Origin of the sequence: Nostoc spongiaeforme FACHB-130 (assembly GCF_014698475.1) — a bacterium.
Lineage (GTDB): Bacteria > Cyanobacteriota > Cyanobacteriia > Cyanobacteriales > Nostocaceae > Nostoc_B > Nostoc_B spongiaeforme.
Map to the genome: position 1 here is coordinate 19967 of NZ_JACJTB010000036.1, position 23251 is coordinate 43217.

General features: G+C 42.1%; 25 protein-coding genes. 13 read left to right on the forward strand and 12 right to left on the reverse strand.

Features of this window, described 5'->3' with window-relative positions; all coding sequences use genetic code 11:
- Positions 1 to 57 precede the first annotated feature (57 nt).
- Positions 58 to 1707, reverse strand: a complete 1650-nt coding sequence (locus tag H6G74_RS22275; RefSeq protein ID WP_190969737.1) for a Ppx/GppA phosphatase family protein — start codon at positions 1705 to 1707, stop codon at positions 58 to 60.
- Between the two features lie 273 nt (positions 1708 to 1980).
- Here H6G74_RS22275 and H6G74_RS22280 point away from each other — a divergent pair, with 273 nt between their 5' ends.
- The 3 genes from H6G74_RS22280 to H6G74_RS22290 all read left to right on the forward strand — a co-directional run bounded on the left by H6G74_RS22280 (position 1981) and on the right by H6G74_RS22290 (position 4138).
- Complete coding sequence (locus H6G74_RS22280) at positions 1981 to 2862, forward strand: 4-hydroxybenzoate solanesyltransferase (protein ID WP_190969738.1); 882 nt, start codon at positions 1981 to 1983, stop codon at positions 2860 to 2862.
- Positions 2863 to 3055: 193 nt separating this feature from the next.
- Positions 3056 to 3634, forward strand: coding sequence for a hypothetical protein (locus H6G74_RS22285; protein ID WP_190969739.1), 579 nt, complete (start codon positions 3056 to 3058; stop codon positions 3632 to 3634).
- A gap of 6 nt (positions 3635 to 3640) precedes the next feature.
- Positions 3641 to 4138 carry a TIGR00725 family protein gene (locus H6G74_RS22290; protein WP_190969740.1) on the forward strand — a complete coding sequence of 166 codons (498 nt, stop codon included), beginning with the start codon at positions 3641 to 3643 and terminating at the stop codon, positions 4136 to 4138.
- A gap of 194 nt (positions 4139 to 4332) precedes the next feature.
- Here H6G74_RS22290 and H6G74_RS22295 read toward each other — a convergent pair whose 3' ends face one another.
- The gene (locus H6G74_RS22295; protein WP_190969741.1) at positions 4333 to 5355 is read right to left on the reverse strand and encodes a GGDEF domain-containing response regulator; all 1023 of its coding nucleotides are present in this window, start codon (positions 5353 to 5355) and stop codon (positions 4333 to 4335) included.
- 729 nt (positions 5356 to 6084) lie between these two features.
- Positions 6085 to 6285: a heavy-metal-associated domain-containing protein gene (locus tag H6G74_RS22300; RefSeq protein ID WP_190969742.1), complete on the reverse strand. Its 201-nt coding sequence runs from the start codon at positions 6283 to 6285 to the stop codon at positions 6085 to 6087.
- A gap of 356 nt (positions 6286 to 6641) precedes the next feature.
- Between H6G74_RS22300 and alaS the strand changes: the two genes are divergently transcribed.
- Together alaS and H6G74_RS22310 are read left to right on the forward strand one after the other, a co-directional pair.
- Positions 6642 to 9284, forward strand: coding sequence for an alanine--tRNA ligase (alaS, locus tag H6G74_RS22305; RefSeq protein WP_190969743.1), 2643 nt, complete (start codon positions 6642 to 6644; stop codon positions 9282 to 9284).
- Between the two features lie 150 nt (positions 9285 to 9434).
- Complete coding sequence (locus H6G74_RS22310; RefSeq protein ID WP_190969744.1) at positions 9435 to 9674, forward strand: type II toxin-antitoxin system Phd/YefM family antitoxin; 240 nt, start codon at positions 9435 to 9437, stop codon at positions 9672 to 9674.
- Between the two features lie 167 nt (positions 9675 to 9841).
- On the opposite strand, the gene H6G74_RS22315 is transcribed toward H6G74_RS22310, so the two are convergent.
- The 4 genes from H6G74_RS22315 to H6G74_RS22330 form a co-directional block, all read right to left on the reverse strand.
- Positions 9842 to 10249, reverse strand: a complete 408-nt coding sequence (locus H6G74_RS22315; RefSeq protein WP_190969745.1) for a DUF6979 family protein — start codon at positions 10247 to 10249, stop codon at positions 9842 to 9844.
- A gap of 109 nt (positions 10250 to 10358) precedes the next feature.
- Positions 10359 to 10757 carry a type II toxin-antitoxin system VapC family toxin gene (gene vapC, locus H6G74_RS22320; RefSeq protein WP_190969746.1) on the reverse strand — a complete coding sequence of 133 codons (399 nt, stop codon included), beginning with the start codon at positions 10755 to 10757 and terminating at the stop codon, positions 10359 to 10361.
- Positions 10744 to 10968, reverse strand: coding sequence for a type II toxin-antitoxin system VapB family antitoxin (locus tag H6G74_RS22325; protein ID WP_190969747.1), 225 nt, complete (start codon positions 10966 to 10968; stop codon positions 10744 to 10746). The genes vapC and H6G74_RS22325 overlap by 14 nt, the downstream gene beginning before the upstream one ends.
- Positions 10969 to 11005: 37 nt before the next feature.
- Positions 11006 to 11989: an RsmB/NOP family class I SAM-dependent RNA methyltransferase gene (locus H6G74_RS22330; protein ID WP_190969748.1), complete on the reverse strand. Its 984-nt coding sequence runs from the start codon at positions 11987 to 11989 to the stop codon at positions 11006 to 11008.
- Between the two features lie 347 nt (positions 11990 to 12336).
- On the opposite strand from H6G74_RS22330, the gene H6G74_RS22335 reads away from it, so the two are divergent.
- Together H6G74_RS22335 and H6G74_RS22340 are read left to right on the forward strand one after the other, a co-directional pair.
- Complete coding sequence (locus tag H6G74_RS22335) at positions 12337 to 13782, forward strand: DUF2157 domain-containing protein (protein WP_190969749.1); 1446 nt, start codon at positions 12337 to 12339, stop codon at positions 13780 to 13782.
- Between the two features lie 388 nt (positions 13783 to 14170).
- Complete coding sequence (locus H6G74_RS22340; RefSeq protein ID WP_190969750.1) at positions 14171 to 14923, forward strand: GDYXXLXY domain-containing protein; 753 nt, start codon at positions 14171 to 14173, stop codon at positions 14921 to 14923.
- Here the strand turns inward: H6G74_RS22340 and H6G74_RS22345 are convergent.
- The 4 genes from H6G74_RS22345 to namA all read right to left on the reverse strand — a co-directional run bounded on the left by H6G74_RS22345 (position 14920) and on the right by namA (position 16770).
- Positions 14920 to 15159 carry a hypothetical protein gene (locus H6G74_RS22345; RefSeq protein WP_190969751.1) on the reverse strand — a complete coding sequence of 80 codons (240 nt, stop codon included), beginning with the start codon at positions 15157 to 15159 and terminating at the stop codon, positions 14920 to 14922. The two genes, H6G74_RS22340 and H6G74_RS22345, sit on opposite strands and share 4 nt — an antisense overlap.
- Before the next feature lie 93 nt (positions 15160 to 15252).
- Positions 15253 to 15528 carry a DUF4351 domain-containing protein gene (locus tag H6G74_RS31325; protein ID WP_313888509.1) on the reverse strand — a complete coding sequence of 92 codons (276 nt, stop codon included), beginning with the start codon at positions 15526 to 15528 and terminating at the stop codon, positions 15253 to 15255.
- A gap of 17 nt (positions 15529 to 15545) precedes the next feature.
- On the reverse strand, positions 15546 to 15695 hold the full coding sequence (locus H6G74_RS31330; RefSeq protein WP_242051319.1) for a hypothetical protein: 150 nt from the start codon (positions 15693 to 15695) through the stop codon (positions 15546 to 15548).
- Between the two features lie 7 nt (positions 15696 to 15702).
- Positions 15703 to 16770, reverse strand: a complete 1068-nt coding sequence (gene namA / locus H6G74_RS22355) for an NADPH dehydrogenase NamA (protein WP_190969752.1) — start codon at positions 16768 to 16770, stop codon at positions 15703 to 15705.
- 390 nt (positions 16771 to 17160) lie between these two features.
- Between namA and H6G74_RS22360 the strand changes: the two genes are divergently transcribed.
- The 6 genes from H6G74_RS22360 (at position 17161) to H6G74_RS22380 (ending at position 20872) form a co-directional block, all read left to right on the forward strand.
- The gene (locus tag H6G74_RS22360; protein WP_190969788.1) at positions 17161 to 17574 is read left to right on the forward strand and encodes a secondary thiamine-phosphate synthase enzyme YjbQ; all 414 of its coding nucleotides are present in this window, start codon (positions 17161 to 17163) and stop codon (positions 17572 to 17574) included.
- Positions 17575 to 17850: 276 nt separating this feature from the next.
- On the forward strand, positions 17851 to 18600 hold the full coding sequence (locus H6G74_RS22365; RefSeq protein WP_190969753.1) for a hypothetical protein: 750 nt from the start codon (positions 17851 to 17853) through the stop codon (positions 18598 to 18600).
- Positions 18601 to 18641: 41 nt separating this feature from the next.
- Complete coding sequence (locus tag H6G74_RS22370; RefSeq protein WP_190969754.1) at positions 18642 to 19439, forward strand: Nif3-like dinuclear metal center hexameric protein; 798 nt, start codon at positions 18642 to 18644, stop codon at positions 19437 to 19439.
- Between the two features lie 329 nt (positions 19440 to 19768).
- Complete coding sequence (locus H6G74_RS31335; RefSeq protein ID WP_242051320.1) at positions 19769 to 19984, forward strand: hypothetical protein; 216 nt, start codon at positions 19769 to 19771, stop codon at positions 19982 to 19984.
- A 223-nt stretch (positions 19985 to 20207) separates the two neighbouring features.
- Positions 20208 to 20393 carry a hypothetical protein gene (locus H6G74_RS22375; RefSeq protein WP_083468859.1) on the forward strand — a complete coding sequence of 62 codons (186 nt, stop codon included), beginning with the start codon at positions 20208 to 20210 and terminating at the stop codon, positions 20391 to 20393.
- Positions 20394 to 20560: 167 nt separating this feature from the next.
- Positions 20561 to 20872 (forward strand): DUF6679 family protein, encoded by a 312-nt coding sequence (locus tag H6G74_RS22380; protein WP_190590263.1) that lies wholly within the window; start codon positions 20561 to 20563, stop codon positions 20870 to 20872.
- A gap of 50 nt (positions 20873 to 20922) precedes the next feature.
- Here H6G74_RS22380 and H6G74_RS22385 read toward each other — a convergent pair whose 3' ends face one another.
- Positions 20923 to 22593, reverse strand: a complete 1671-nt coding sequence (locus H6G74_RS22385) for an MBL fold metallo-hydrolase (protein WP_190969755.1) — start codon at positions 22591 to 22593, stop codon at positions 20923 to 20925.
- Positions 22594 to 23251: the final 658 nt, after the last annotated feature.

A 23251-nucleotide genomic window follows, 5' to 3' on the forward strand; every position in this document is an offset into this window, starting at 1 on the left:
TCAGATCCCCGACTTCTTCAAGAAGTCGGGGATTTGTTTGGTCAGTTGAGACAATATTTAGTTAACTGCAAATTTAGCAGTTTCTAAAGTCGCAACTAATCTCACCCCAAACTCTGCTTCAAATACGCCTTTTTTGTAGTCTAAACTCCACATTTCTAAGGAGCAATCATCATCAGGATTTGTGGGGAATATTGACAGATTAACCTGTTGTGAATCAGGATAATAACTAAATTTTACCTGAGAGATTGCGCCGATTTGTCGTCTATCTAAAGCAACAGCTAATCGGAGAACTGCACTTAATTGACAGACTATTTGTCGATGATCTTTACTCAACAAGTTGCGGAAATTTTCGTGCTTTTTTTTGGGTGGTGATTTGCGATGATAACGGGCTAAGTTGGCAATGATTTCAATTTCGGTTTCGGTATAGCCTAATAATTCACCATTGCGAATTAGATAGTATGAGTGTTTGTGGTGAGATGAATGGCTGATATGATGACCGCAATTGTGTAAGATGGCTGCTGCCCATAAAAGTTGACGTTCCTCATTACCCCAGTTGTGGAGAATGCCTTGGGTTTGGTCAAATAAACTCAGGGCAAAAACAGCCACGCGATCGCTATGTTCAATATTGATGTGGTATTTGCTAACCTGTTTCAATACACTGCGCTGACGGATTGAACTTTGGTAACGCAAGCGGTCTTCAATTAAACCGTGAGTCAGCATCCAATCGACAATTACACCTTCGCGCAACGCCCGCCCGCAGAGTGTGACTGCATCTACACCCAACAAAGTCATTGCTTCTTGCAGAACTACCGCACCCGCCAAAATCACTTCTGACCGCTTTTCTGGCATTCCTGGAATGGCTGTCCTTTCCACATTGGTCATTGTCGCCAAGCGATTCACCCAGCCGCGCAAATCCTGAATACTCAATTGATAGCCATTCAGGGTGGAAGGTACTGTACCTAACTTTTCCCTAGCATCAATCATGGCGAGAGTTTCTATTGTGCCGGATGTTCCCACTAATCTGGGCGATTCGCCAAACTGAATATTTGCTAAAACATCGTCTACAGAACGTTCTAGCATTCCCCTGACATAAGCTTGCAGATATTGCAACTCGCTGTGGTTGATGGGGTCGGTGGTGATAAATTCCCCTGTCAGCCGCACTGCACCAACTTTGGTACTGGTGAGTGTGCGTGGTTCTTGACTGTCTCCCAAAATAATTTCTGTGGAACCACCACCAATATCGATAATGATGTGGGGCTGGTTGTTAAATTCCATCCCCGACAGCACACCCAAATAGATGCGGCGTGCTTCTTCTTGACCGGAAATTAAGTCAACACTTAAACCCAACTCGCTATCGATTCTGTGGAGAAAATCTCTACCATTGGGGGCTTCCCGCACTGCACTGGTAGCTACAGCAATGATGGTTTCGGCATTAAAAGTTTTTGCAACTGCTTGGAAGCGTCTTAAAGTGGCGATCGCCCGATCCATGACTTCTGGTTTTAATTCACCAGTCACTAAATTGCGATCGCCCAGTCTCACCGTCTCTTTTTCTCTGGTAAAAATACTAAAAGCTGGTAGGGTTGGGTCAATTTTTACCACTACCATGTGCAGAGAATTTGTTCCCAAATCAATGGCAGCAATAATCCGGTGTTGCTGAACTGGTTGAGTTTTTACACTCTCCCAGTTAGCAGAAACTAAATTTAGCATCTAGTTTTCTCTCTCTATTTAAGAAGGACGAAGATGGGATTGCGGGATTATGGACTTTGAAACTGGTTGCCACAGATGCCTTCTCAGACTGATGGTATCGAGACGCTACCTGAGCTTGGTAGATTTACCCTGCCATTTACAACTTAAGTGACGATGAATTATGTATTCATCGTTGCAAATTTAGGTTGTGTTTTTACAAATAACAAATAAAGTTATTCTATAGATGTAAAGAAGTATTAACTGAGCAATTTTAGTAATTTCTGCTGAATTTCTATGTTGAGTACGCCAGAAAGCAACCAAGAACCTGTGTGGTCTGTGATTATCCGGCTTTTACGGTGGCATAAACCAGAAGGACGGTTAATTTTGATGATTCCTGCCTTGTGGGCTGTGGTTTTGGCGGCGGCTGGTCAACCGCCTTTACCCTTAGTGGGAGTGATTGTTTTGGGTACTCTGGCCACGAGTGCAGCCGGGTGTGTGGTCAATGATTTGTGGGATAAAGATATTGATCCCGAAGTGGAAAGAACACGCGATCGCCCTTTAGCTTCTCGTGCTTTATCAATTAAAGTAGGCATTGTAGTGGCGATTATCGCCCTGGGATGTGCGGCGATGCTGGCATTTTATTTGAATCCCTTGAGCTTCTGGCTTTCATTTGCCGCCGTCCCCGTAATTCTACTGTATCCAGGGGCAAAGCGGGTGTTTCCTGTGCCGCAGTTGGTACTATCTATTGCTTGGGGTTTTGCGGTGTTGATTAGTTGGAGTGCTGTCACGCAAAATCTTTCTCAACCAACTTGGTTACTTTGGGGCGCAACTATACTCTGGACATTGGGATTTGATACTGTGTATGCCATGAGCGATCGCGCCGATGACCGACGCATAGGTATTAATTCTAGTGCTTTGTTTTTTGGTGATTATGCCCCAGAGGCGATCGGTATTTTCTTTATCGGTACAATCTTTTTATTAGGCTGGTTGGGGGTTGAGATTCATCTACACTTCGCTTTTTGGATAACTCTTGCATTGGCTAGTATCGGTTGGGTTTGGCAATATTGGCGATTGAAACAACAAGACTTGCCAAATGCGGCTTATGGCGAAATGTTTCGGCAGAATGTGTGGATTGGCTTTATTTTACTGGCAGGGATGATTGTTGGCTGGCTTTAATGGTCAGATCCCGGACTTCTTGAAGAAGTCCGGGATCTCAGCCTCATTTGATTTACAAGAATTTTATGAAGTTGCCGTATTTTCCCTGATTACACAAAGATTTCATCAATATTATAAATATTAGCTCCGCAATCTTACGAATATAGTTTATTTGTTGGGTATATGCAGATGAAGTTTAGCAGCACCCAACGCAATGCAGCGATCGCACCTTGCTAAAGCGGCCATGATAGTTTTCCTTTCCCTTGGTAGTTTAGGGATTGTGGGCGGCAGTTTTTTAATCCGAAGGGCTTTCAGTAGTACTACTGAGTCAAGCATTATTACTAATGCAGGCCGTTACAGTGAAATCCGCAATCAACTTTGGGCAAGTCCCGCCGAGATTCAGCATTTTCCCCGCACAATTTCCGCCGATTCTCCAGATGTGCGAGTTGCCTATTCTCCAGGGGTTGCCCAAGCTAGTACTTTTTTCCAAGTACGAAAAAAACAATCCCCCGCCCAAATTCAACAGTTATTAGCAAAATACCGAAAACTAGCCAAGCATAAATACTTAGGTGGCGATACCAATGTCCACTCTAACCTTCCTAATGGTGTTCCCACTACCTTTTTCTATACTGGTGATGCTGAGAGAGAATCTTTTCCGCCTTCTTATGAAATTTTAGTGTTGAATGCGAAAGATCAAGGTACTGCGGGGTTTAGGTGGAATCACGGTGATAGTTACGGCGTAGCTATTGATAGTGCAGCCTCAGAAATTGTTTATTGGGCTGAAAAATGGTAAGGCTGAATGCGGAAAATTATCATTGGGGTAATGGGGCCGGGAGAAGCGGCGACAACCCATGATTTACACAATGCTTATGAATTAGGTAGACTCATTGCCCAACAAGGATGGATTTTGTTGACTGGTGGACGAAATGTTGGCGTGATGGAGGCTGCAAATCAGGGTGCAAAGTCAGCTAATGGGTTAACTCTAGGAATTCTTCCTGGTAGTCAACCAGAAGGCATTTCGGCTGCGGTTGATATTGCAATTTTCACAGACATGGGAAATGCACGGAATAACATCAACGTTCTTTCTAGTCATCTGGTAATTGCTTGCGGTATGGGTGTAGGAACTGCTTCCGAAATTGCCTTAGCGTTAAAAGCACATAAGCCAGTGATTTTGCTAATTGACGACACAAACAGCAGAAATTTCTTTCAGAAATTATCTGGGGATAATGTTTATCTGGCGGATTCTGCTTTAGATGCGATCGCCACTGCTTTGAAAGTGCTGAGTGCTGAGTGCTGAGTAAAAAACCAGTCCGACTTTCATGCTTGGCTATGAAATATAGCGGTAGTCAGATATGTTAGGACAATTTGAAAACTTAAATGCCAGGAATAGTAAGACTTTTCCTCCTGCCTCCTGCCTGGTTGGTGAGCGACTTGCCTTGAGCGTTCGCGCAGCGTCTCCGTCAGGAAGCCGAACCACTGCCTCCTGCCTTCTTATGAAGACATAACCTTGAGATTGGAGAAATCAGCATATTCCCAACTCACAACTCGGTTTCGTCCTAAAGCTTTGGCATTTAATAAGCATTGGTCAGCACGGTGAAGCAAGCTATAACCTTTATCATCATCATCTGCTTGCAAACTAGCAACACCTAAGCTAATTGTGATTGGAATAGTTAGTTCTTTGCCCATAGCAAATGGTTGTTCTGCAACAATGCGATTTAAGCGTTCAGCAACGATGACGGCTTCTTCGCCAGTGGTGTTAGTCAGCACAATTACAAATTCCTCGCCACCGTAACGGAATGGTGTATCTTTAGAGCGTAGGTTGTGCCGTAGGCGAGAGGCTAATAATTGTAAAAGGCGATCGCCTACTAAATGCCCATAAGTATCGTTAACTTTTTTGAAATAATCGATATCTAGAATAATCAAACTCAAAGGATTACTTTGAGTCCGGGCTTTTTTGACTTGTCGAGGTAAATCCCACTCCATCGCCCGACGATTACTAATTTCTGTGAGTGAATCTGCTAGAGCGATCGCAGATAATAAATCATTTGTCCGCATCAGTTCCCGGTATTTTTGGGCTTTCCGTAAACCAACACCGACTTGAGCTAGTATTACCTGATGATGGGCTGCTACACTGGCGGGATTCTGAGCAATTATCTCATCTGTTAATTGCCAAATATAAGCATCTGCGCCTTGTCTAAGTGCAGTGGTGGTCATTTCCCATTCCCAACACAAATCCTGCTCACTTTTAGCCGTCAACTGATAGGAACGATCCTCGAAAAGAATACAATACAACCAAGATAGCTGGGTTTGGTTTTTTAACCAACCGCATAGTTCTATGCTTTTATCCAAACTTGCCTGTATAAATATGACATCAGGCGGTTCATTTTCTAGTTGAGAAATTGCCTGATGAAAATCAGCTATCACTTCTACAGTAAAAGCGGTTGTATCCAGTATCTGATCGGGAAGTTTGGCGAAGAATTTATCACTTCCAAAGACCAGAATTGAAATATTCATTTTTTATATCTGCCTTATTTCGAGTTAAAAATTCCTACTAATTTTTACAATAGAGAAACTATCAGTATTTTTATTATCGATATATTTCCCTATATTTGATAGTCATAACCTTAAATTAACTATGCCTAGATAATTTTAATATCATCTTAATACATGACCCTGAATACAACTACTGAACTTTACACTTATGATCATTACTGTCCGTCTTTGACCTTTTTTTTTAAAACAGTAGAAATACGGAAATTATATTTGTTTTTAATAGAATCACTGTAGTTTCCAGGTGTTAATTTTTTGTCGATAAAAACACAATGAATAGTACAGTTTCTGTTTGGTAACAGTTTATTTTCTTTGCTAAAAACAAATATTTAAAAAAATATAAAATTTTGCTTTTGTCCGTAAAAACCGAGATGCTTTATAAATATGAAAAATGCTATGGAGTTCATCTGGGTAAGGATTACCACGTCAAACAAGCTTAGTTGTTAGAGGATTTCAACTAGGCTTTTGAAATGAGTCTTATTTGTTGAATAAGTGAATTTACGAGAGCGATAACTTTGATGACCGACTAGAAGTGAATCGAGTCGATGATTTAGTTCTCAAATCTAGATGGGAACATATTTTGACACTGGATTGTGCAGGGGCTGAAAGTTCATTTGCCCCTACAAATCTGGAGTTGTGCTGTAGATTCAGCACCAACTAATCTAAAAATTATGTAAACCCTTTATGAAGAAATCAATAACCTTCAATGTTGTACCCAGATGCAACAATCACCTGTTTGATTGACTCTTCGGAAGCAGCAGATTCTACGGTGACAGTTTTATCTTCTACATTCACATCTACCAGCGCATCAGGTTCCATTACATGGATAGATTCAGTAATTTTTTCAGCACATCCTGCACAAGTAATGTTGGGAACTTTTAGTTTTAGTGCCATTATTCGCCTCTTTTGAGAAAGTTTAATATTTCTTTTATAAATAAAATTTTATTTCTGCATTGGGATCGCATACATCTAGCTAAAGTGGGGTAGTAAGATTACGTATATAGGCATAGGCGATCACTGGCAAGATATCTCTCTCAGTAATAATTACTAGCAGTAACGGAAAACAGAATGCAAAAATAAGGTTAGGGGTTAGGGGCTAGACGTTAGGGATTAGGGGTTAGAGGCTAGAATGATGTTTATAATTTCTATTTGCATCAGTGTCTAGCTCGAAAGTACTGATTTATTTCTCAAATAACTAGTTCCTAGTCTCTAACCCCCAGTCCCTAATCATTCTTTTTTGTTTTCTATCCATGTCTTCTAATCCCCAGTACCGCAGTGGTAACGAAATTCGCACCTTATTTCTTGACTTCTACGCCCAACGGGAACACCAAATTCTGCCGAGTGCTTCCCTAGTACCAGAAGATCCAACCGTGCTGCTGACAATCGCGGGGATGTTACCATTTAAGCCGATATTCCTGGGACAGCGCACATCTGAATTTAAAAGAGCAACCACATCACAAAAGTGTATTCGTACCAACGATATCGAAAACGTCGGACGCACCAAACGCCATCACACGTTTTTTGAGATGTTGGGTAACTTCAGCTTTGGTGATTATTTTAAAGAACAAGCGATCGCCTGGGGTTGGGAAATTTCCACACAAGTTTTTGGCTTTTCTCCCCAAAACCTCGTCGTCAGCGTTTTTGAAGAAGATGACGAAGCATTTAATATCTGGCGTGACAAAATTGGTGTAACCGAAGCCAGAATTAAACGGATGGGTGCAGATGATAACTTTTGGGCTTCTGGCCCCACTGGCCCTTGCGGCCCTTGTTCGGAAATTTATTATGATTTCCACCCCGAACGCGGCGAAGATAATATTGATTTAGAAGATGACACGCGGTTTATCGAGTTTTATAACTTGGTATTCATGCAGTACAACCGGGATGCAGTCGGGAATTTAACACCTCTGCAAAATAAGAATATCGATACTGGTATGGGTTTGGAGAGAATGGCGCAAATTCTCCAAAAAGTGCCGAATAATTATGAAACAGATTTGATTTTCCCGATTATTAAAACCGCCGCCCAAATTGCTGGCATTGATTATCATACAAGCGATGAGAAAACTAAAGTCTCTTTAAAAGTCATTGGGGATCATGTGCGTTCGGTAGTTCACATGATTGCTGATGAGATTCGCGCTTCCAACGTGGGACGGGGTTATGTGTTGCGGCGGTTAATTCGGCGGGTGGTGCGTCATGGCCGATTACTTGGCATTTCTGGGAATTTTATCAACCAAGTTGCGGAAACTGCGATCGCCCTGGCTGAATCTGCTTATCCCAATATCCGCCAACGAGAAGCAGCTATCAAAGCAGAACTCGAACGGGAAGAAACCAATTTCCTCAAAACCCTCGATAGAGGCGAGAAACTTCTCGAAGATATTATCCAACAAGTCAAACAACAAGGGCAAACCCAAATTAGTGGTGAAAGTGCCTTCACCCTGTATGATACCTACGGCTTCCCCCTAGAACTCACCCAAGAAATCGCCGAGGAAAACAACCTCACCGTTGATGAAGCCGGATTTAGTACAGAAATGCAAAAGCAGGTGGAACGCGCGAAAGCCGCCCACGAAACCATTGATTTAACTGTACAAGGTTCCCTCGACAAACTTGCAGAACATATCCACGCCACGGAATTTTTAGGTTATACCCAAGCTGCGACGACGGCGAAAGTGGAAGTATTACTAGTTAATGGTGTCGCCGAAGAAGCTGCTGAAGCCGGAACAGAAGTACAAATCCTCCTCAACCAAACCCCATTTTATGCGGAATCTGGGGGACAAATTGGCGATCGCGGTTATATCTCTGGCGATGGTATTGTAGTGCGCGTGGAAGATGTGAAGAAAGAATCTGATTTCTTCGTTCACTTCGGACGCATCGAACGGGGAACATTGCGGGTTGGCGATACAGTTACCGCCCAAATTGATGCGGCTTGTCGTCGTCGCGCCCAAGCAAACCACACCGCCACCCACTTACTACAAGCCGCGTTGAAGAAAATTGTCGATGAAGGTATATCCCAAGCTGGTTCACTCGTATCCTTCGACAGATTGCGCTTTGACTTCAACTGTCCCCGCGCTTTAACAACCGAGGAAGTCCAACAAGTTGAAGAACAGGTGAATACTTGGATTTCTGAGGCACACTCCGCTAAAATCGAAATCTTACCTTTAGCCGAAGCCAAAGCTAGAGGTGCTGTGGCGATGTTTGGGGAAAAATACGGAGAAGAAGTCCGCGTGATTGATTTCCCTAGTGTGTCTATGGAATTGTGTGGAGGTACGCACGTAAGTAATACTGCGGAAATTGGCGTATTTAAGATTATCTCTGAGGCTGGTGTGGCTTCTGGTGTACGGCGGATTGAAGCGGTTTCTGGCCCGGCGATTTTAGATTACTTAAATATTCGGGATAAAGTAGTCAAAGATTTAAGCGATCGCTTTAAAGTTAAACCCGAAGAACTACCAGACAGAATTACTACTCTGCAAACCGAACTGCGAAACGCTGAAAAACAATTAGAAACGCTAAAAGGACAACTAGCGATCGCCAAATCAGACAGCTTGCTAGAAACAGCCCAAACCGTAGGTGACCATAAAATCATTGTTGCCCAACTCGAAGGCGTTGACCCCGAATCTTTGAAAACTGCGGCGGAACGTTTACTACAAAAAATCAGTAACGGTGCAGTGGTACTCGGTTCCGTTCCCGAAGCTGGTAAAGTCAGCATAGTTGCAGCCTTCAGTCCAGAGGTGAACAAGAAAGGTTTGCAAGCTGGAAAATTTGTGGGTGCGATCGCTAAAATCTGCGGTGGTGGCGGCGGCGGTAGACCAAACCTCGCCCAAGCCGGCGGCCGCGATGATAGTAAATTACCACAGGCTTTAGAACAAGCGCAGAGTGAGTTACAGTCCGCCTTGGGTTAACTGTTTTTTAGAATAAATTTGTAGGATGGGTTACGGCTTCGCCTAACCCATCACTTATTTTGACTACTCTAAACAGATAACGAAGAAACGAACCGCAAAGGGCGCAAAGGACACAAAGGAATAAGATTTTCAGAGGGTTCTTTTTTAAAGATGCAAAAAGTTTCAATTGATGAATTCCGACAATATCCCTTAAAATACCTCAATCAAGTTGAGGCAGGTGAAAGTTTTATTATTATTCAGGCAGATAAAGAAATTGCTGAACTCAAACCTATTCAAAGTCATAACAAGCAGCTACGACCATTTGGTTTGTGTGCAGGAGAGTTTACTGTACCTAATGATTTTGATACGCTTCTGGCTGAAGATATATTAAACGCATTTGATGGTAGATGAAAACTCTTCTAGATACCCATCATTTTTTGTTTCGCGCAAAGACGCAAAGGCGCAAAAAAGCAGAACTACTTTCTCAAGAAGTCTATTGTTTCAATTCATACCGATAATTAAGTTTCAAGCTTCTAGTTGCTCTTCTTATTAAAAAATAGGACTGTTTAGCTCTTCAATTACGTACTTTCAACAATAATCAAATTCTTCTCCCATAAAGTCATAACCACGTCCATTTGACCGTTTTGTTTTTTATTGGGATTTTCTTTTAATTCTGACATTACCTGCTTCCAGAGTTTGGTCTTACCCTGCCTAGCTAAGTTATGGTTAGCCACTAAAAGTTCAACTGCTTTGACAGCGTAATTTCCATTCTTACTATCCATCAATTTGACTGTGTTAGGTGAGACACCAACTACCAGCCCAGCTGCACAAAGCCCAAGGAATGCACTACGAGGGCAAGGTTTTTCTCGTGAAGACTCTTTTGATATGAGTATTTCCGCCGATTTACGCCATGCTTGTTCAGCAGATTTGTACCCACTGTTTAGAAGTTTGGTAGCCTCAATCGCATTTATTCCATACTGTCCCATACGAACATCTTTTATTGCTAAATTTTACTTATTATACATTGAATATACGTATAAATATACATTTTTAGCGCCAAAATTTGTGAAGTAGCGATAGTTTTGCAGTTCAGTCTTAAGGTTGAAAGCGAAGGTGTTGGAGCGATCGCACTTGGGCAATGGTTTCAAAGTCTTGATCGTTGTGAATCAAAATTAAGTTGTTTTCCAGTGCAGCTTGAGCAATACAGCAATCGATTGGACTACGGACGGTCAAACCTTGGCGGCGCAAGTCATAGTAGATGCGAGCTGCTACTTGCCAAGAATTTATCGTGAGTTCAACATAATCTTGTGTTGCAAGGTAAGTAGAAAGAAGAGTCCATTCTTGCTCATTTAAGCTACCTTGAAGTAGTTCAAGCTGAGTGAATCGGGTGAGTAAAACTTCACGTCCAGCTATTAGAGTTTCAAGTTTCTGGCGTGTTTGACCACTGCGATCGCGGAATATGCTGATCCAAACAGATGTATCAATAAGCAGCATGACGAGTTTCTCGCAGGGCTTTGTAGTCGAAGTCTGGAGCAAACTGAATTTGTCCAGCAAGGTCGAGTAGGTTCTTTTTGCGGTGTGATTCACTGCGCGATCGCACGAGTTCTTGCAAAGCAAAATTCACCAGTTCTTCTTGAGTGGTAAGGTTAGTCAATTGCAAGGCTTCATTGAGCAGTGATTCATCTAAGTTCAGGGTAATTTTCATAAACACTAAGTCTGGTTTAAATTATTATCCTCACATTTTAACTCGATGCAAGCGTGCTATTTTCTACTCCATTTTGACTATTCATCCACACCGCAGATAAAGCACTTGCATCTAACTCATAACTTTCACCCTCAGTCGTATTTTGAAACAGCACAGCAAATGCACCAGCGCCTAATCTACTCTGCGGAAATATGCGGTAACAAGGAATATTTGTGAGGTGCGATTGATACGCTTGTAAATGGTTCACCTTGACTGCTTGAAACTGGGGAAAGCGGGATAAAAACCATTCACAAACCTGCTCATTTTCTTCTGGAGAATAGGTGCAAGTCATATAAGCAAGATATCCTTGAGGCGCGACTATTTGAGCAGAGTTCGCAATAATTCTTTTTTGGCGATTGGCACTTTTATTAATGGCAGTAGGGTGAAAACATCCGGGAGCTTTTTCACATTTGGCTAGTAATGATTGTCCGGTGCAAGGCGCATCAACAATTACTAAGTTGCTAGATGTGGGTATACTTTCAGCAAAAATACTTGAATCTCGATTCACTACAATTGCAGGGTGAATTTGGCAACGTTTTAAGTTGGAAATTAACATCCCTAAACGTTTACCAATCACTTCGTTACTAATCAATAATTTTGGTTGCAAAGCTTTCCACGCAAACACGCTTTTACCGCCGGGAGCAGCACACATATCAAAAACTGTAGGGATTGGCTGCGTAATTGCTAACAAAATTGAAGCTGAAAATACAGAAGAAAAATCTAAGCAATAGAAATATCCTTGATTATGTAGGGGATGTTGACCGGGTTTTTCTCCTAAAGCTAACCTGTCTATAAATTGTGGTTGCCAAGTTAAAGGTGTTTCTACTGCAAAGGGCGATGTTTCTGGTTTTGGCTGACACCAAAGAATAGACGGTGCAAAAGCTTGGGGATTAACTAAGGCTGCGATAAATTTTTCCTGTTCTTCTAGACTTTCAAATAAACGCCGTGCGACTTTGAGTAATAAGTTGGAAGGCTTTTCCATTATTTATGTGAATGATTATACGTATTTTTAATCCTAGTAAAACTGTTACACAAGAACAACGCTATTTCATGCCTTGGCTGCATACTGAAAATACAATAACCGCTATGCTGACCCATAAATCTTTATTGGTCGGGAGTTAGGCAAAAATCGCTCTTTAGCTTAATTTATCGTAGACGCAAAGTGGCTGGCTTTCCGAAGAGGACTGCGCTTCGGGTAAGAATGCTAATACATCACAGAATCTGCGTAAATCCTGATACTATCTGCCCTCTGCTGTCTTTTTGGGGTGAATAGAACATCCAAAATCTAGAGTTTGACCGTGAAACTACCTCGTTGCTTTGGAGATGGTCATGATATTGGATAATTTTCAGAGGAAGTTACGCCGAGAATCGCAATTATGGCGAGATGAAGGACTCATTAGTGCTTCGCAATACCAACAACTAGCAGACCGTTATCAATTTAATAATTTAGAAACTGCGGCACGCGATCGCTCTACGATGACTGCGATCATGACTGGTAGTATCCTACTAACATTGGGGATTATTACTTTTGTGGCGGCTAACTGGCTGGGATGGTCGCGGGATGTCAAATTCATCATCATGATGAGTTTGTTTATGGCTACTACCATCACTGGTTTTTACACTTGGCGACAAGCCGCCATTGGTATCCCGGAAGGCAAAAAACCAAAACGTAGCCAGCGCCTCTTGGGTGAAGGGTTGCTGATTTTAGCAGCGATGGTGTTTGGTGCAACTATCGCCTTGATGGCTGATGTGTTCAATATTAACGGTTCAACGCCAGAACTGTTTTTTGCCTGGGGTTTTGGCGTTTTGGTGATGGCTTACAGCCTGTCGTTAAATTCCCTGGGAATTTTGGGAATTGTCCTCATCCAAATTGGCTATTGGACGGGTATTGGAGACTTGCGTTATTCGGCAAATGATTGGAATTGGGCGACTCTGGTTATCAGACACATGCCTTTGCTGTCGTGGGTGTTGTTTGTCCCCTTAGCTTATTTTTGCCGTTCGCGGTGGATTTTTGCGATCGCTGCTTTTATTTTTGCCAGTTCTTTACAATTGAATCTCGACCCCTTACCCCTGTCAAACCTGTCGGATGCTGCGCCTTGGGTCGCCTCTTTTGCGTTTACACTACCACCGGCATTATTCTGGAGCTATGATGACCTGCTATTCCCGACAATTAATTACAGACTATTTCAATCTTTAGCCCGTGATTTAGCCTTAATTGCTTTTGGTCTAGCTTTTTATATCCTGTCGTTTCGTTGGCTGTGGCAAACTTCCGGCTACAATTTCTCTTCGTCAACGAATAACATGAATATATTCATGAATCGCCCAATTATTGATTTGGGAATCCTCAGTGGTTTGGCGGTACTACAATGGTTGTTTTTAGTCCGCCAGCGCAACAACCCCATTCGTCGGGAAGCAGTCTTCAATCTACCTTTGATTGTGACTTTTTTAGGCTTTACAGCTATCGTACCTTTCTGGCATCAAGCGATTAACCCTGTCGATGATTTGGGGGTTTTTGCTTTTAATGTGTTGTTTACAGTTTTGGCTTGGGGACTAATTCGGGAAGGCTTGAAGTTTAACGACAGGCGATCGTTTTGGGGCGGTATGCTGTTGTTAACTCTGCAAGTAATTAGTCGTGTGTTGGAGTATGACACGGAACTACTACTCAAGTCACTCGTGTTTGTCATGTGTGGTTCAGCATTGATTAGTGCTGGACTGTGGTTTGAACGCCGTGTAGGTTCTAACTCTAAGTCTTCCGGTAATGCCAAATCTTCCTAACTTTCTCTCTGCGATTCTGCGTGAAAAAAAATTAACCGCAGATGAACGCAGATGGACGCGGATGAAGTCTACCAAACTAGCCCCTAGCCTCTAGTACAGATTGGCGTAAATAAATAGACCATCTGGAATTGCTAAAAGACTTGTGGTATCAATATTCTTTCTTTTTCCTTTTGACTTTTTACTTTTGCCTTGTTGTACTAGGAATAGTAGGTTAGGTGTAGCGATAGCGTAACCCAACAAAGTATGCGTGAATGTTGGGTTCCGTTCCTCCACCCAACCTACACCTAGCTTTTGCCTTTTTCCTTTTTCCTTTTGACTTGTTGTACCAACCCCTTGTTTCTCTGCGTAAGTCCTAATATTCTTTCTCCCTAATAGTAGGACTACGCCAATGAAAAATGAATCTTCGGAATCTACTAAAAAATCAGAATCTAGTAAGTCGGAATCTACTAAGAATAAATCATGGTCGCCCGAAGCGGAATTTTCTGAGAAGCTGACGTTTCGTGATTATTTGTTAGCTACAGACCAAAAAGCAAATAAGCCTTTACCTGTAGGAAGGTTGGTGCTTCCTTTGGCTATTCAAGCTGCAATTATTTTTGCAGTGCCTTTTTTATCGATGTACACTACCCTCACAGGTAGGGAGGTAATTTTGCAAACTGTACCTGTGAATTCTCGTAATGTCTTACAAGGTAATTCTTTAGAACTTGACTACAATATCTCGCGGATTTCTACACTCAGAAGGGTATCAGGTTGGCAAGAATTACTGCGACGAAATCGCGGACGGGATGGAGAATTACTAGAAGGAACTAACTTGTATGTCATTTTACAGGAACAGCCATTTTTTAGTCAGGGTGTGCCGAGGGCTTGGCGACCAGTGCGGGTAACGACCAATCCACCCAGATCCTTACCTAGCAATCAAGCCGCCCTCAAGGGTGTGTATCAAGATGGCTATGTGCAGTATGGTGTGGAAAACTATAATGTGCAGGATGAAGAACGACAACAGCTAAATCGGGATGTTACCCAAGCTGTAAGACAAACCAGAGACGGACAATCGCGTTCTATAGTTGTGAAAGTCAAAGTAGACCCACAGGGTAACGCTGTACCTGTGAGTCTCTGGGTACGCGATCGCAACTATCAATTCTAGTCTTCGTGCTTGATATTCCATGCTACACCGAAAGCTGCCCCAGCCCCGGCGATTAAACCTGTACTCATTCCTTGGATAGTTCTTTCAACCGGGTCTTGGGTCAAGCATTCACTCGTAACTTGACTAGCACGTAAACAAAGATTACTCTCTGCCCAGCTGCTAGTACCACCTAAAATAACACCAGCAATACTACACGAAGCTACAAGCAGCAGCAGACGTTTTGTTTTTCTATCCATAGATGGATGCTTGAAAGTTGGGAAAGTAAATAGTCCTCAACTACTTTACACATCTATGTTGTTGTTGTCAGCTCCCCTTGATGATTCCATAGCTCAATTTTGGGCTAACCAATTGGTTAAATCAAGCAGGCTGGAAAAGTCTAACAAAGCTTCTCCTAAAGATTCCAGTTGAGTTAGGGATAAAACATCGATTTGCGATCGCACTTCCTGGGGCAATTCTCCCAGTTTACGGCTCAACAACCGCAAAACGAGCGATCGGGCTTCTCTATTGGCTCCCTGTTCAATACCTTGTCTCATCCAACTGGTGACAATTTCCATCACATCCTCCTGCTGATTCACTTCGAGTCTACTAATCTCTTCCTGAAACACTTGCTCTTCTTGCTGGTTTAGTTGTAAATAGGTGCAAAATATTCTTGGGGTAGAAAACGGATGGAGTTTGGATCAATTGTGCTGGCAAGTTGTGGTAGAAACAACTCTAGGAATTCGATGAAAAAAGTCGAAAGTAGTTCTTTGAACAGGCGATCATGTTCCGGCATTGTAATATTATGTCCAGGCGCGATCGTATTGTACTGGCCAGAGTTTCTCGTATCCTAGTTTTTTGGCTGCTAGATGTGGCCAGTAAGGATTGCGGAGTAATTCGCGCCCCAATAAAACTAAGTCTGCTACTTCGGTGCGAATAATTTGGTCGGCTTGTTCGGGAGAGGTAATTAAGCCGACTGCGCCTGTCGGGATTTTGGCTTCCTGGCGGATGCGTTCGGCAAATTGCGTTTGATAACCAGGTTTGACGGGAATGTTGATGCCAGGGATAATTCCCCCAGAGGAACAATCTATTAAATCTACGCCCAAGGATTTGAGTTTATCGCTTAAGGTAATGCTTTGTTCTATGTTCCATCCTTTATCTATCCAATCGGTGGCGGAGATTCGCACCAATAAAGGATGGGTTTCTGGTAAGATTTGGCGCACAGCTGTGACTACTTCTAATAATAAGCGTGTGCGATTTTCAAAGCTGCCGCCATATTCATCTTGACGCTGATTTGCTAGGGGTGAGAGAAATTGATGGAGCAGGTAGCCGTGGGCTGCGTGAATTTCGATGACTTTGAAGCCAGCTTGTAGGGAACGTTGAGTAGCGGTGACAAAGGCTTGAATAATTTGTTGAATCCCCCCAATACTCAAGGCTTCGGGAACTGGACTATCTTTACTAAATGCGATCGCACTGCTAGAAACTACAGGCCGCCAACCTTCTTGGGATTCATCTACGGCTTTACCACCTCGACTGGGTTTGGCTGTGCTGGCTTTTCTCCCTGCATGGGCGAGTTGAATTCCGGCTATGGAACCAAAGTTATGAATTAATTCGACAATTTTGGCTAAACCTTCTATGTGTTTATCTGACCATATACCCAAGTCTTGTGGACTAATTCGCCCACGGGCTTCGATTGCTGCTGCTTCTGTGAATACTAAACCTGCACCACCAACGGCGCGAGAGGCTAAATGTACTAAGTGCCAATCATTTGCATACCCATCTGTACTAGAGTATTGACACATGGGTGAAACGACAATACGGTTCCGAAAGGTGATTTCCCGAATCTTAAATGCCTCAAACAAATGTGCCATTGGAATGATTTCCTTCGCTTGCTAGGGTAGAAAAACTGCTGCTGTCAATTCCAAAAAGTTCAGTCTCTAGATAATGCCCGAAAGCAACAAGGCGGCTATAATTCTTGTGTAAGTTTCACCAAAAATATTGTAAATTTATATAAATGAAATATTGAGAATTTATCACAATAGATATTGGAAATTTACTCACACTCTTGATGTTGAACTGCCTACTCGATACAACTCAATTATCTAGATTTCGGGTGAGCGATCGCCCCCAACCACTCACCAAAAAAATATGCTTCCCGCTCATGAGCATTCATTCAATAATATAGCTAAATTGTGGTTGAACTTAGCAGCTAATTGCCTAAGAAAGTCTATATTATTAATGAATAGTCAATGAATTTACAAATGGTTCACTACCAAAAGCTACTGAGAGTTTCTACTACTGGCAAATCTTTTCACAATATTACTGCCAAAATCGAATCTATAGTTGCTGAGTCGGGCGTGGAAACTGGACTCTGCACTTTATTTTTACGCCACACTTCCGCTAGTTTAGTCATCCAAGAAAATGCTGATCCTGATGTGTTGGTAGATTTAGCTAACTTTATGTCCAAGCTAGTCCCAGAATCGGGGGGATACATTCACGATGCGGAAGGGCCTGATGATATGCCAGCACATATCCGTTCTGCGTTGACTCACACTTCGGAACATATACCTATTAATCGTGGTCATTTAGTATTAGGGACTTGGCAGGGAATTTATGTTTGGGAACACCGTCATCGCAGTCATACACGCGAGTTAGTTGTACACATTTCTGGATAATTAAAGTATCGCTGATGAGTTTTTATTCCTATTTTTATAACTGCGTTGATATTTACAACAAATATAGCAATTTTATTGGATTTATCAACTACTTGTGAAGGTGGTAAGTAGAGGTATTTTATCAAAACTCATTTTAAAATAGTCCGCTAAAATGCGGCTTTTTTTGTATTAATACAAATGTTAACGTTTGTTTATATTTGATTAATAATTTTAGGTATTTCGATACAGAAGCCCATAAAATTAAATATATCACTTGCTGAGGCTAGTTAAATCTGTATGAAGCAAGACTTACCTTTTACTTATAACTTTCAAAATATTGATGAATTTCTGGTGCAAAATTCGGTTAATCTTTTATCACTCAATCCCCAGAAAAAACTAATTAACAGATTTGCGGAATTAGAAAGTTTAATTGAGGAAGAAACTACAGATATTAGACTAATATCGAATTTGCAAAATACATTGGAATATATTCTAGAAGCTCAATTAGAAAACTTTCCCGGAAATATTTTTTGGGACTGCGATTTTATGGTAAATAGTATTTTGCGGCAAGCTTTAGCAGTGGAAGATGAGGCTATTAGTTTTTTAAAGATGTTTACTGAGAAAATGGTTGCTCTCAGCAGATTATTTGGTATTCATCAAGAAATCCGCTTTTGTTATGTTCACGATTTTATGTATGGTTTTGAGTGGGCAAGATGGGTGCAGAAAGACCCACAAAATCGCGCCCATATAGAACCTTTTAGTTTATTTTTTTTAGATTATTTGCTGGCTAAAGGTCAAGAATTAATTCATCGAATTAATCACGAGCAACCGATATATTATCAGTTGTGTGCTACTGGGTTTCGGAATCCTTTTCCGTTTTCCCGCGAACCAGAGGATGAATATCGATTGTTAACTTATCTTGCTAGTGAAGGACTTATCCCTGTCACAGCGTGGAATTGGCATAGTCAGCCTGTCTGGAATCAGCCTTTTCAGGAAATACGTCAGCAGTTAGCATTACAGTTGAATATTCAACCGCAAAGGCGATAAAAGTGCTGAGTGCTGAGTGCTGAGGAAACTAAGAGTAAGTTATGAAAATTGTTGATTTAATTAGTTGGTTTGAAGAATGGGCAAATCCGGCTTGGTGTGAAAGCTGGGATAATTGTGGTTGGCAAGTTGAGCCTGGGGTTTTGCAAGAGTCGGCGCGGGTGTTGGTGTGTTTAACTCCGACTTTGGCAGTGATGGAGGAAGCGATCGCCCATCATGCTAATCTGATTTTTGCCCATCATCCGTTAATTTTCACCCCTCCCAAATCTTTTCGGCGTGGTGAGGCGATATCCGAAATGGTACGGTTAGCCTTCATTCACAATATTGGGATATATACTGCCCATACGAATTTCGACCAAGTACCAGACGGTACGGCTGATGTCTTGGCTCAAATTTTAGAACTTCAAGAAGTCTCGCCTATAGTACCGGCTGTCTCTGGTTTTGGTTACGGAAGAGTTGGTGAACTGGAAAAATCACTCACACTCCAAGAGTTACTCGCCATTATTCAACAGCGCCTTTCTCCCCCTGATTTGATTTTTTCTCCAACGGCTGATTTACAACAGCAAATTTCACGGGTGGCTGTTTTGGGTGGTTCTGGCGCGAGTTTCATTTCGGCGGTGGTAAAAACTGGGGCGCAGGTTTATTTAACTTCTGACTGCAAATTTCATCAGTTTCAAGAAAGCCGCGATCACGGTTTAATCTTAGTTGATGCAGGTCATTACGCCACAGAACGTCCAGCTTGCGATCGCTTGTCACAAAAATTTATCTCTTTAAACCTTGACTGGGTGCAGTTAAGTCAACAAGATGAGGACTTCCGTAAGTTTTTTACTAGTAGGGTGTAGGGCTATATATATCCAAAATCTTGATACCCTGACAACCAGTCTCTACAGACAATCCTTGTGCGTAAGTCCTCTTAAGTAAATTTGTGGTATTTTTTCGACACAGTAATAATAGCTAAATTATTCTCAAAGTCCAAAACAATGATTTTGTCAGTTGGGGTTTGTACTGATAGCTTTATTATCGGAAATTACTGTGATCACAACAAAATGTGACTTAAATCACAGTTTTTATGTAACTAAAATCACAAACATCTACGGTGTGATATCAATCAATCTGAAAGCAAAATATTCCACACTAGATATATTAAGTTGCTGATGATGCCCTAATTACAATGATTCGCGCACTCGTGGAATCTGCTTTTCAAACTGGATATCTTAGTGTTGAATCGGAGGGTCTGCTCCATCAAGTCCTAGCGACTAAATGCTATCAGTCTGAGGACTTGTTAGTGTTGGCAGACCTATATGATGCGGTTCAAGCAGGTAAAATCAAGCGAGAAGGTTCTTCAGAGCGACTGATAGAATTTCTTACCCCGTACAAATCCAATTAAGACGAGGGGTTTGAGGAATAATGTAGGTGAGCAAAACCCTTATACCCCTCCACCCTGACACCCTAACACCCAGTTTCATAGTATGGAATTTCCCCGGTAACAACCTAAAAATTTAAAACTCATTAAGATGTTGTTGTTGAAAACCATGAAGGCAAGCAAAATAATGAGTTAAGATCAAATACACAGGGGTAAAAGTACAGCAGATTCCCCAGACTTCCTAGTAATGCCCATGACTACAAGTAGGCAACTTAAACAACCGCAATCACCGCTTGTTTTGGAGTATTTATTATTACATAATGATAGGAAAGACTCACCAGCAGCTATTAAACTGGTTAGCACAAATCCCGGATTGTGTGACTTCTCTGAAGTAGACATTCTCTCTTACAACCCTGAAGGAGATTGTGTTTAACGGGTGCAGTAGCTACTGGTTTATGACCTAAAATTTACCTAAATGGTCATTAAAGGCACTACATTCTTAACCGTGACACTCACTTTTTCTAGGGATGTAAAATCTTGGGGTAACACCCAAATTTTTTCAGGTTTAACGTACGTTGTTTAAAAAGGCAGAAGCAGTACATGCTACACCGCAAGATTTATCAACTGTGTTGCGATGGGCGGGAGGTATGTGTTTTCTTGCGGGACCAGCAACGCTGGATCGAACGAGCCCGCATCATCGACATAGAGGGAGATTTGGTGACGCTACGCTATGAAACGGATGAGGAAGACGAAGTTTGTTCATGGGAAGAAATGGTTCGCCTCGAAAGTATTGGCGCTGTCACTCAAAAGTTAGCTTCCGTACCAAGGGGTAATGTCGAACCTCTCTTAACTGAAGATTGTCCTGAAGCTGAACGCATCCGTAATCGTTTTACCGACTCCAACCCTGATTAACCAAAAACACAGTCCTAAGTCCTGGGTGAATGAGATCAATTTCTCTTTACTCAGGACTCGGTTGTTGATGGGCGTTCAAAAGCTGGACAGTATCCTTCCAGGGTGACTTTAAAGTTATATAAAGGTGAGACAGGGTTCCAACAACGCTGTCCCCTTTGATGTCGGCAAGTACCACAGCAATCAACATCTGATAAAGTATAGCGATCGCCACTTTGATTTAGTAATTCTCTTTGGGATAATCCACGTAAGACAATCTCTTCCCCTTGCCAACGCGCTTCAATTAAACCCGTATCGGCAAACTCTCGCCAACGCGGATCTTCAGTAATTGCTTCGGGTAAAGAGATGGTGATGACTGTGGCTAATTCTGTCAGTTCACCTTCGTAGTTCGTTTCAGGTGCGGCTGGTTGAACAAATGTTTCCCCAATTGGTAGTTCTACTGATGTGTTAGCTGCTGGTGAGTGGACGTGATAGCGATTTTGTAATTCCTCTAAACTTGTGAGATCAGCTAAGTAAGCTGCTGAACCGTGAACGAATAAGACATGCTGGGGGCGCAAATTGTGAATTAGCTGAGTTGTACCAGGGCCATCACTATGTTGAGCCAGCAAATAACTTTCTACAGTGGTAGAAGTTAAGTTTTGCTGGTTAATTTTTATATCAATTTTTTCTGGTACCAGAATCAGCCAAGGGCCTGTATTGGGTTGGCAATATTCGCTTAAATCAGCATTGGAGTCTGTAAGCACAATACAGGGTGATTTTCCCACAACAGCGCGTTGTTCTGGTTGCAAGCGCCGGACTCGCGGACGTACCCGTTCATCCCAAAATAAGGGTTGATGACGGGCAAAGTTCTGCACAGAGGGAGGAAGATAAGGTAAGAGTTCTAAATAAGCATCGCAGCCTTGAGCGACAGTACCATCTACCCAAATGTCTAAATCTCGCCCGGTGAAGTGATGATGACTCCGCAGCAGCATTAATAGTTCTTGTCCCAAACCTAATGCGGGTGTGGGAAGCAGTACAGCATGAGAGTCGGCGATGGCGCGATTAATTCTTTCCGCTAGTTGGTTTTCTTGGTTGCGGCGGTGGGGATGACGTGATGTCCCGTAAGTACCTTCGATGATTAAGACATTCACATCTAATCCCCGCAGTTCTTCTAAGCGCAAACCTTCGACTAAGCGGGAATTGGAGAGGAAGAAGTCACCTGTGTAGAGTACTTTATAAGCGCGATGTTCGGTGGTGTAGGTGAGTAAAATTGCCACAGCCCCTGGTAAGTGTCCGGCGGGAAATAACTCTACGACTAAACCTGCTTGCAATTCTATGGGCGATCGCAACGGCAGCGCATGACACAATTGGGGAGTATCTTTGAGGTTTTGTTCTGGCCAATTTAATGGCAATAATTTTGTAGTGACTTCACTGGCATAAATAGGTAAAAGTGGGAAAGCTTTATGTAATGCCAACACACCTCTAGCATGATCTGGGTGAGCATGACTGATCAGTACAACATCTGCGGGTAAGGGTGAACTTCCTCGACGTGCTGACTTGGTTAACCCTTTTTGCAGTGACGCAATATTCTCCATTCCACAATCTAGTAGAATGCGATGCGGCCCCATTTTGACCAGTAAACATACACCCTCATCATTATGCTGGACACTATAAGGAAAACAGTTTAATTCAACATTTGTTTCCTCAGTATCAAAGCGAGAGGATGCCGACAGATTATCCCTCATGCTTTCCCCCCTCCAACCTAATCACCTTTGACGTGTCGCAAAAGCTTGAGTTTTGGAGATTTTGCTTTTGTGACATAGGGCTAAGTTTTGGACTGCGCCCACATACCCTGAAATTGAGGATTTTTGATTGGAGAGAACGCCTTTGAAAAACCTAGATTGGTTCGCAAAAGTTAGGCATGATTTACCTTGAAAAAGTGCTGAGTGCTGAGTAACAAGATTACTCATCAGTCTCTGGTTTCTTTTTCGTTTATGACTGCTAGTTAATGTGCAGAGCCATTGCCATGATAGTTCTCTGAATCATAAAATCCATTTTTCGTACCAAAAAATAGGCACGCAACACTAAATACTACTGTTAATCCAGCCAGGATTAGTTTGACATCCATTGTCTACTACCCTCTATATAAAGACTTTCCTATCTTAATAGAATGATTCTACAGACAAGCAGAATCACCAGAAAATCTTTACTATGCTGGGGTTGATGGTGCAGTAAGTAGATTTACTTTTATGAGACAAATTCTAAAACGTTTCGGTACACCTGTCCATCTATTAACCTCGGCAGATTTTATCACGATAAAAGTACTTTTGTACTATTTTAACATATAGCAGCTACTGGTAGTTATAAATACTTTTATCTCTCACTTTACTTATATAATTTTGA

Coding starts and splice junctions, on each gene's coding strand:
- alaS (WP_190969743.1), top strand. CDS start 6,642: ATGTCTTCTAATCCCCAGTACCGCAGTGGTAACGAAATTCGCACCTTA.
- H6G74_RS22280 (WP_190969738.1), top strand. CDS start 1,981: ATGTTGAGTACGCCAGAAAGCAACCAAGAACCTGTGTGGTCTGTGATT.
- H6G74_RS22315 (WP_190969745.1), bottom strand. CDS start 10,249: ATGGGACAGTATGGAATAAATGCGATTGAGGCTACCAAACTTCTAAAC.
- H6G74_RS22385 (WP_190969755.1), bottom strand. CDS start 22,593: ATGAGGGATAATCTGTCGGCATCCTCTCGCTTTGATACTGAGGAAACA.
- H6G74_RS22345 (WP_190969751.1), bottom strand. CDS start 15,159: ATGGATAGAAAAACAAAACGTCTGCTGCTGCTTGTAGCTTCGTGTAGT.
- namA (WP_190969752.1), bottom strand. CDS start 16,770: ATGGCACATTTGTTTGAGGCATTTAAGATTCGGGAAATCACCTTTCGG.
- H6G74_RS22285 (WP_190969739.1), top strand. CDS start 3,056: ATGCAGCGATCGCACCTTGCTAAAGCGGCCATGATAGTTTTCCTTTCC.
- H6G74_RS22340 (WP_190969750.1), top strand. CDS start 14,171: ATGAAAAATGAATCTTCGGAATCTACTAAAAAATCAGAATCTAGTAAG.
- H6G74_RS22330 (WP_190969748.1), bottom strand. CDS start 11,989: ATGGAAAAGCCTTCCAACTTATTACTCAAAGTCGCACGGCGTTTATTT.
- H6G74_RS22295 (WP_190969741.1), bottom strand. CDS start 5,355: ATGAATATTTCAATTCTGGTCTTTGGAAGTGATAAATTCTTCGCCAAA.
- H6G74_RS22310 (WP_190969744.1), top strand. CDS start 9,435: ATGCAAAAAGTTTCAATTGATGAATTCCGACAATATCCCTTAAAATAC.
- H6G74_RS22370 (WP_190969754.1), top strand. CDS start 18,642: ATGAAAATTGTTGATTTAATTAGTTGGTTTGAAGAATGGGCAAATCCG.
- H6G74_RS31330 (WP_242051319.1), bottom strand. CDS start 15,695: ATGCCGGAACATGATCGCCTGTTCAAAGAACTACTTTCGACTTTTTTC.
- H6G74_RS31335 (WP_242051320.1), top strand. CDS start 19,769: ATGATTCGCGCACTCGTGGAATCTGCTTTTCAAACTGGATATCTTAGT.
- H6G74_RS22375 (WP_083468859.1), top strand. CDS start 20,208: ATGCCCATGACTACAAGTAGGCAACTTAAACAACCGCAATCACCGCTT.
- H6G74_RS22365 (WP_190969753.1), top strand. CDS start 17,851: ATGAAGCAAGACTTACCTTTTACTTATAACTTTCAAAATATTGATGAA.
- vapC (WP_190969746.1), bottom strand. CDS start 10,757: ATGCTGCTTATTGATACATCTGTTTGGATCAGCATATTCCGCGATCGC.
- H6G74_RS22360 (WP_190969788.1), top strand. CDS start 17,161: ATGGTTCACTACCAAAAGCTACTGAGAGTTTCTACTACTGGCAAATCT.
- H6G74_RS22335 (WP_190969749.1), top strand. CDS start 12,337: ATGATATTGGATAATTTTCAGAGGAAGTTACGCCGAGAATCGCAATTA.
- H6G74_RS22290 (WP_190969740.1), top strand. CDS start 3,641: ATGCGGAAAATTATCATTGGGGTAATGGGGCCGGGAGAAGCGGCGACA.
- H6G74_RS22380 (WP_190590263.1), top strand. CDS start 20,561: ATGCTACACCGCAAGATTTATCAACTGTGTTGCGATGGGCGGGAGGTA.
- H6G74_RS22300 (WP_190969742.1), bottom strand. CDS start 6,285: ATGGCACTAAAACTAAAAGTTCCCAACATTACTTGTGCAGGATGTGCT.
- H6G74_RS22275 (WP_190969737.1), bottom strand. CDS start 1,707: ATGCTAAATTTAGTTTCTGCTAACTGGGAGAGTGTAAAAACTCAACCA.
- H6G74_RS22325 (WP_190969747.1), bottom strand. CDS start 10,968: ATGAAAATTACCCTGAACTTAGATGAATCACTGCTCAATGAAGCCTTG.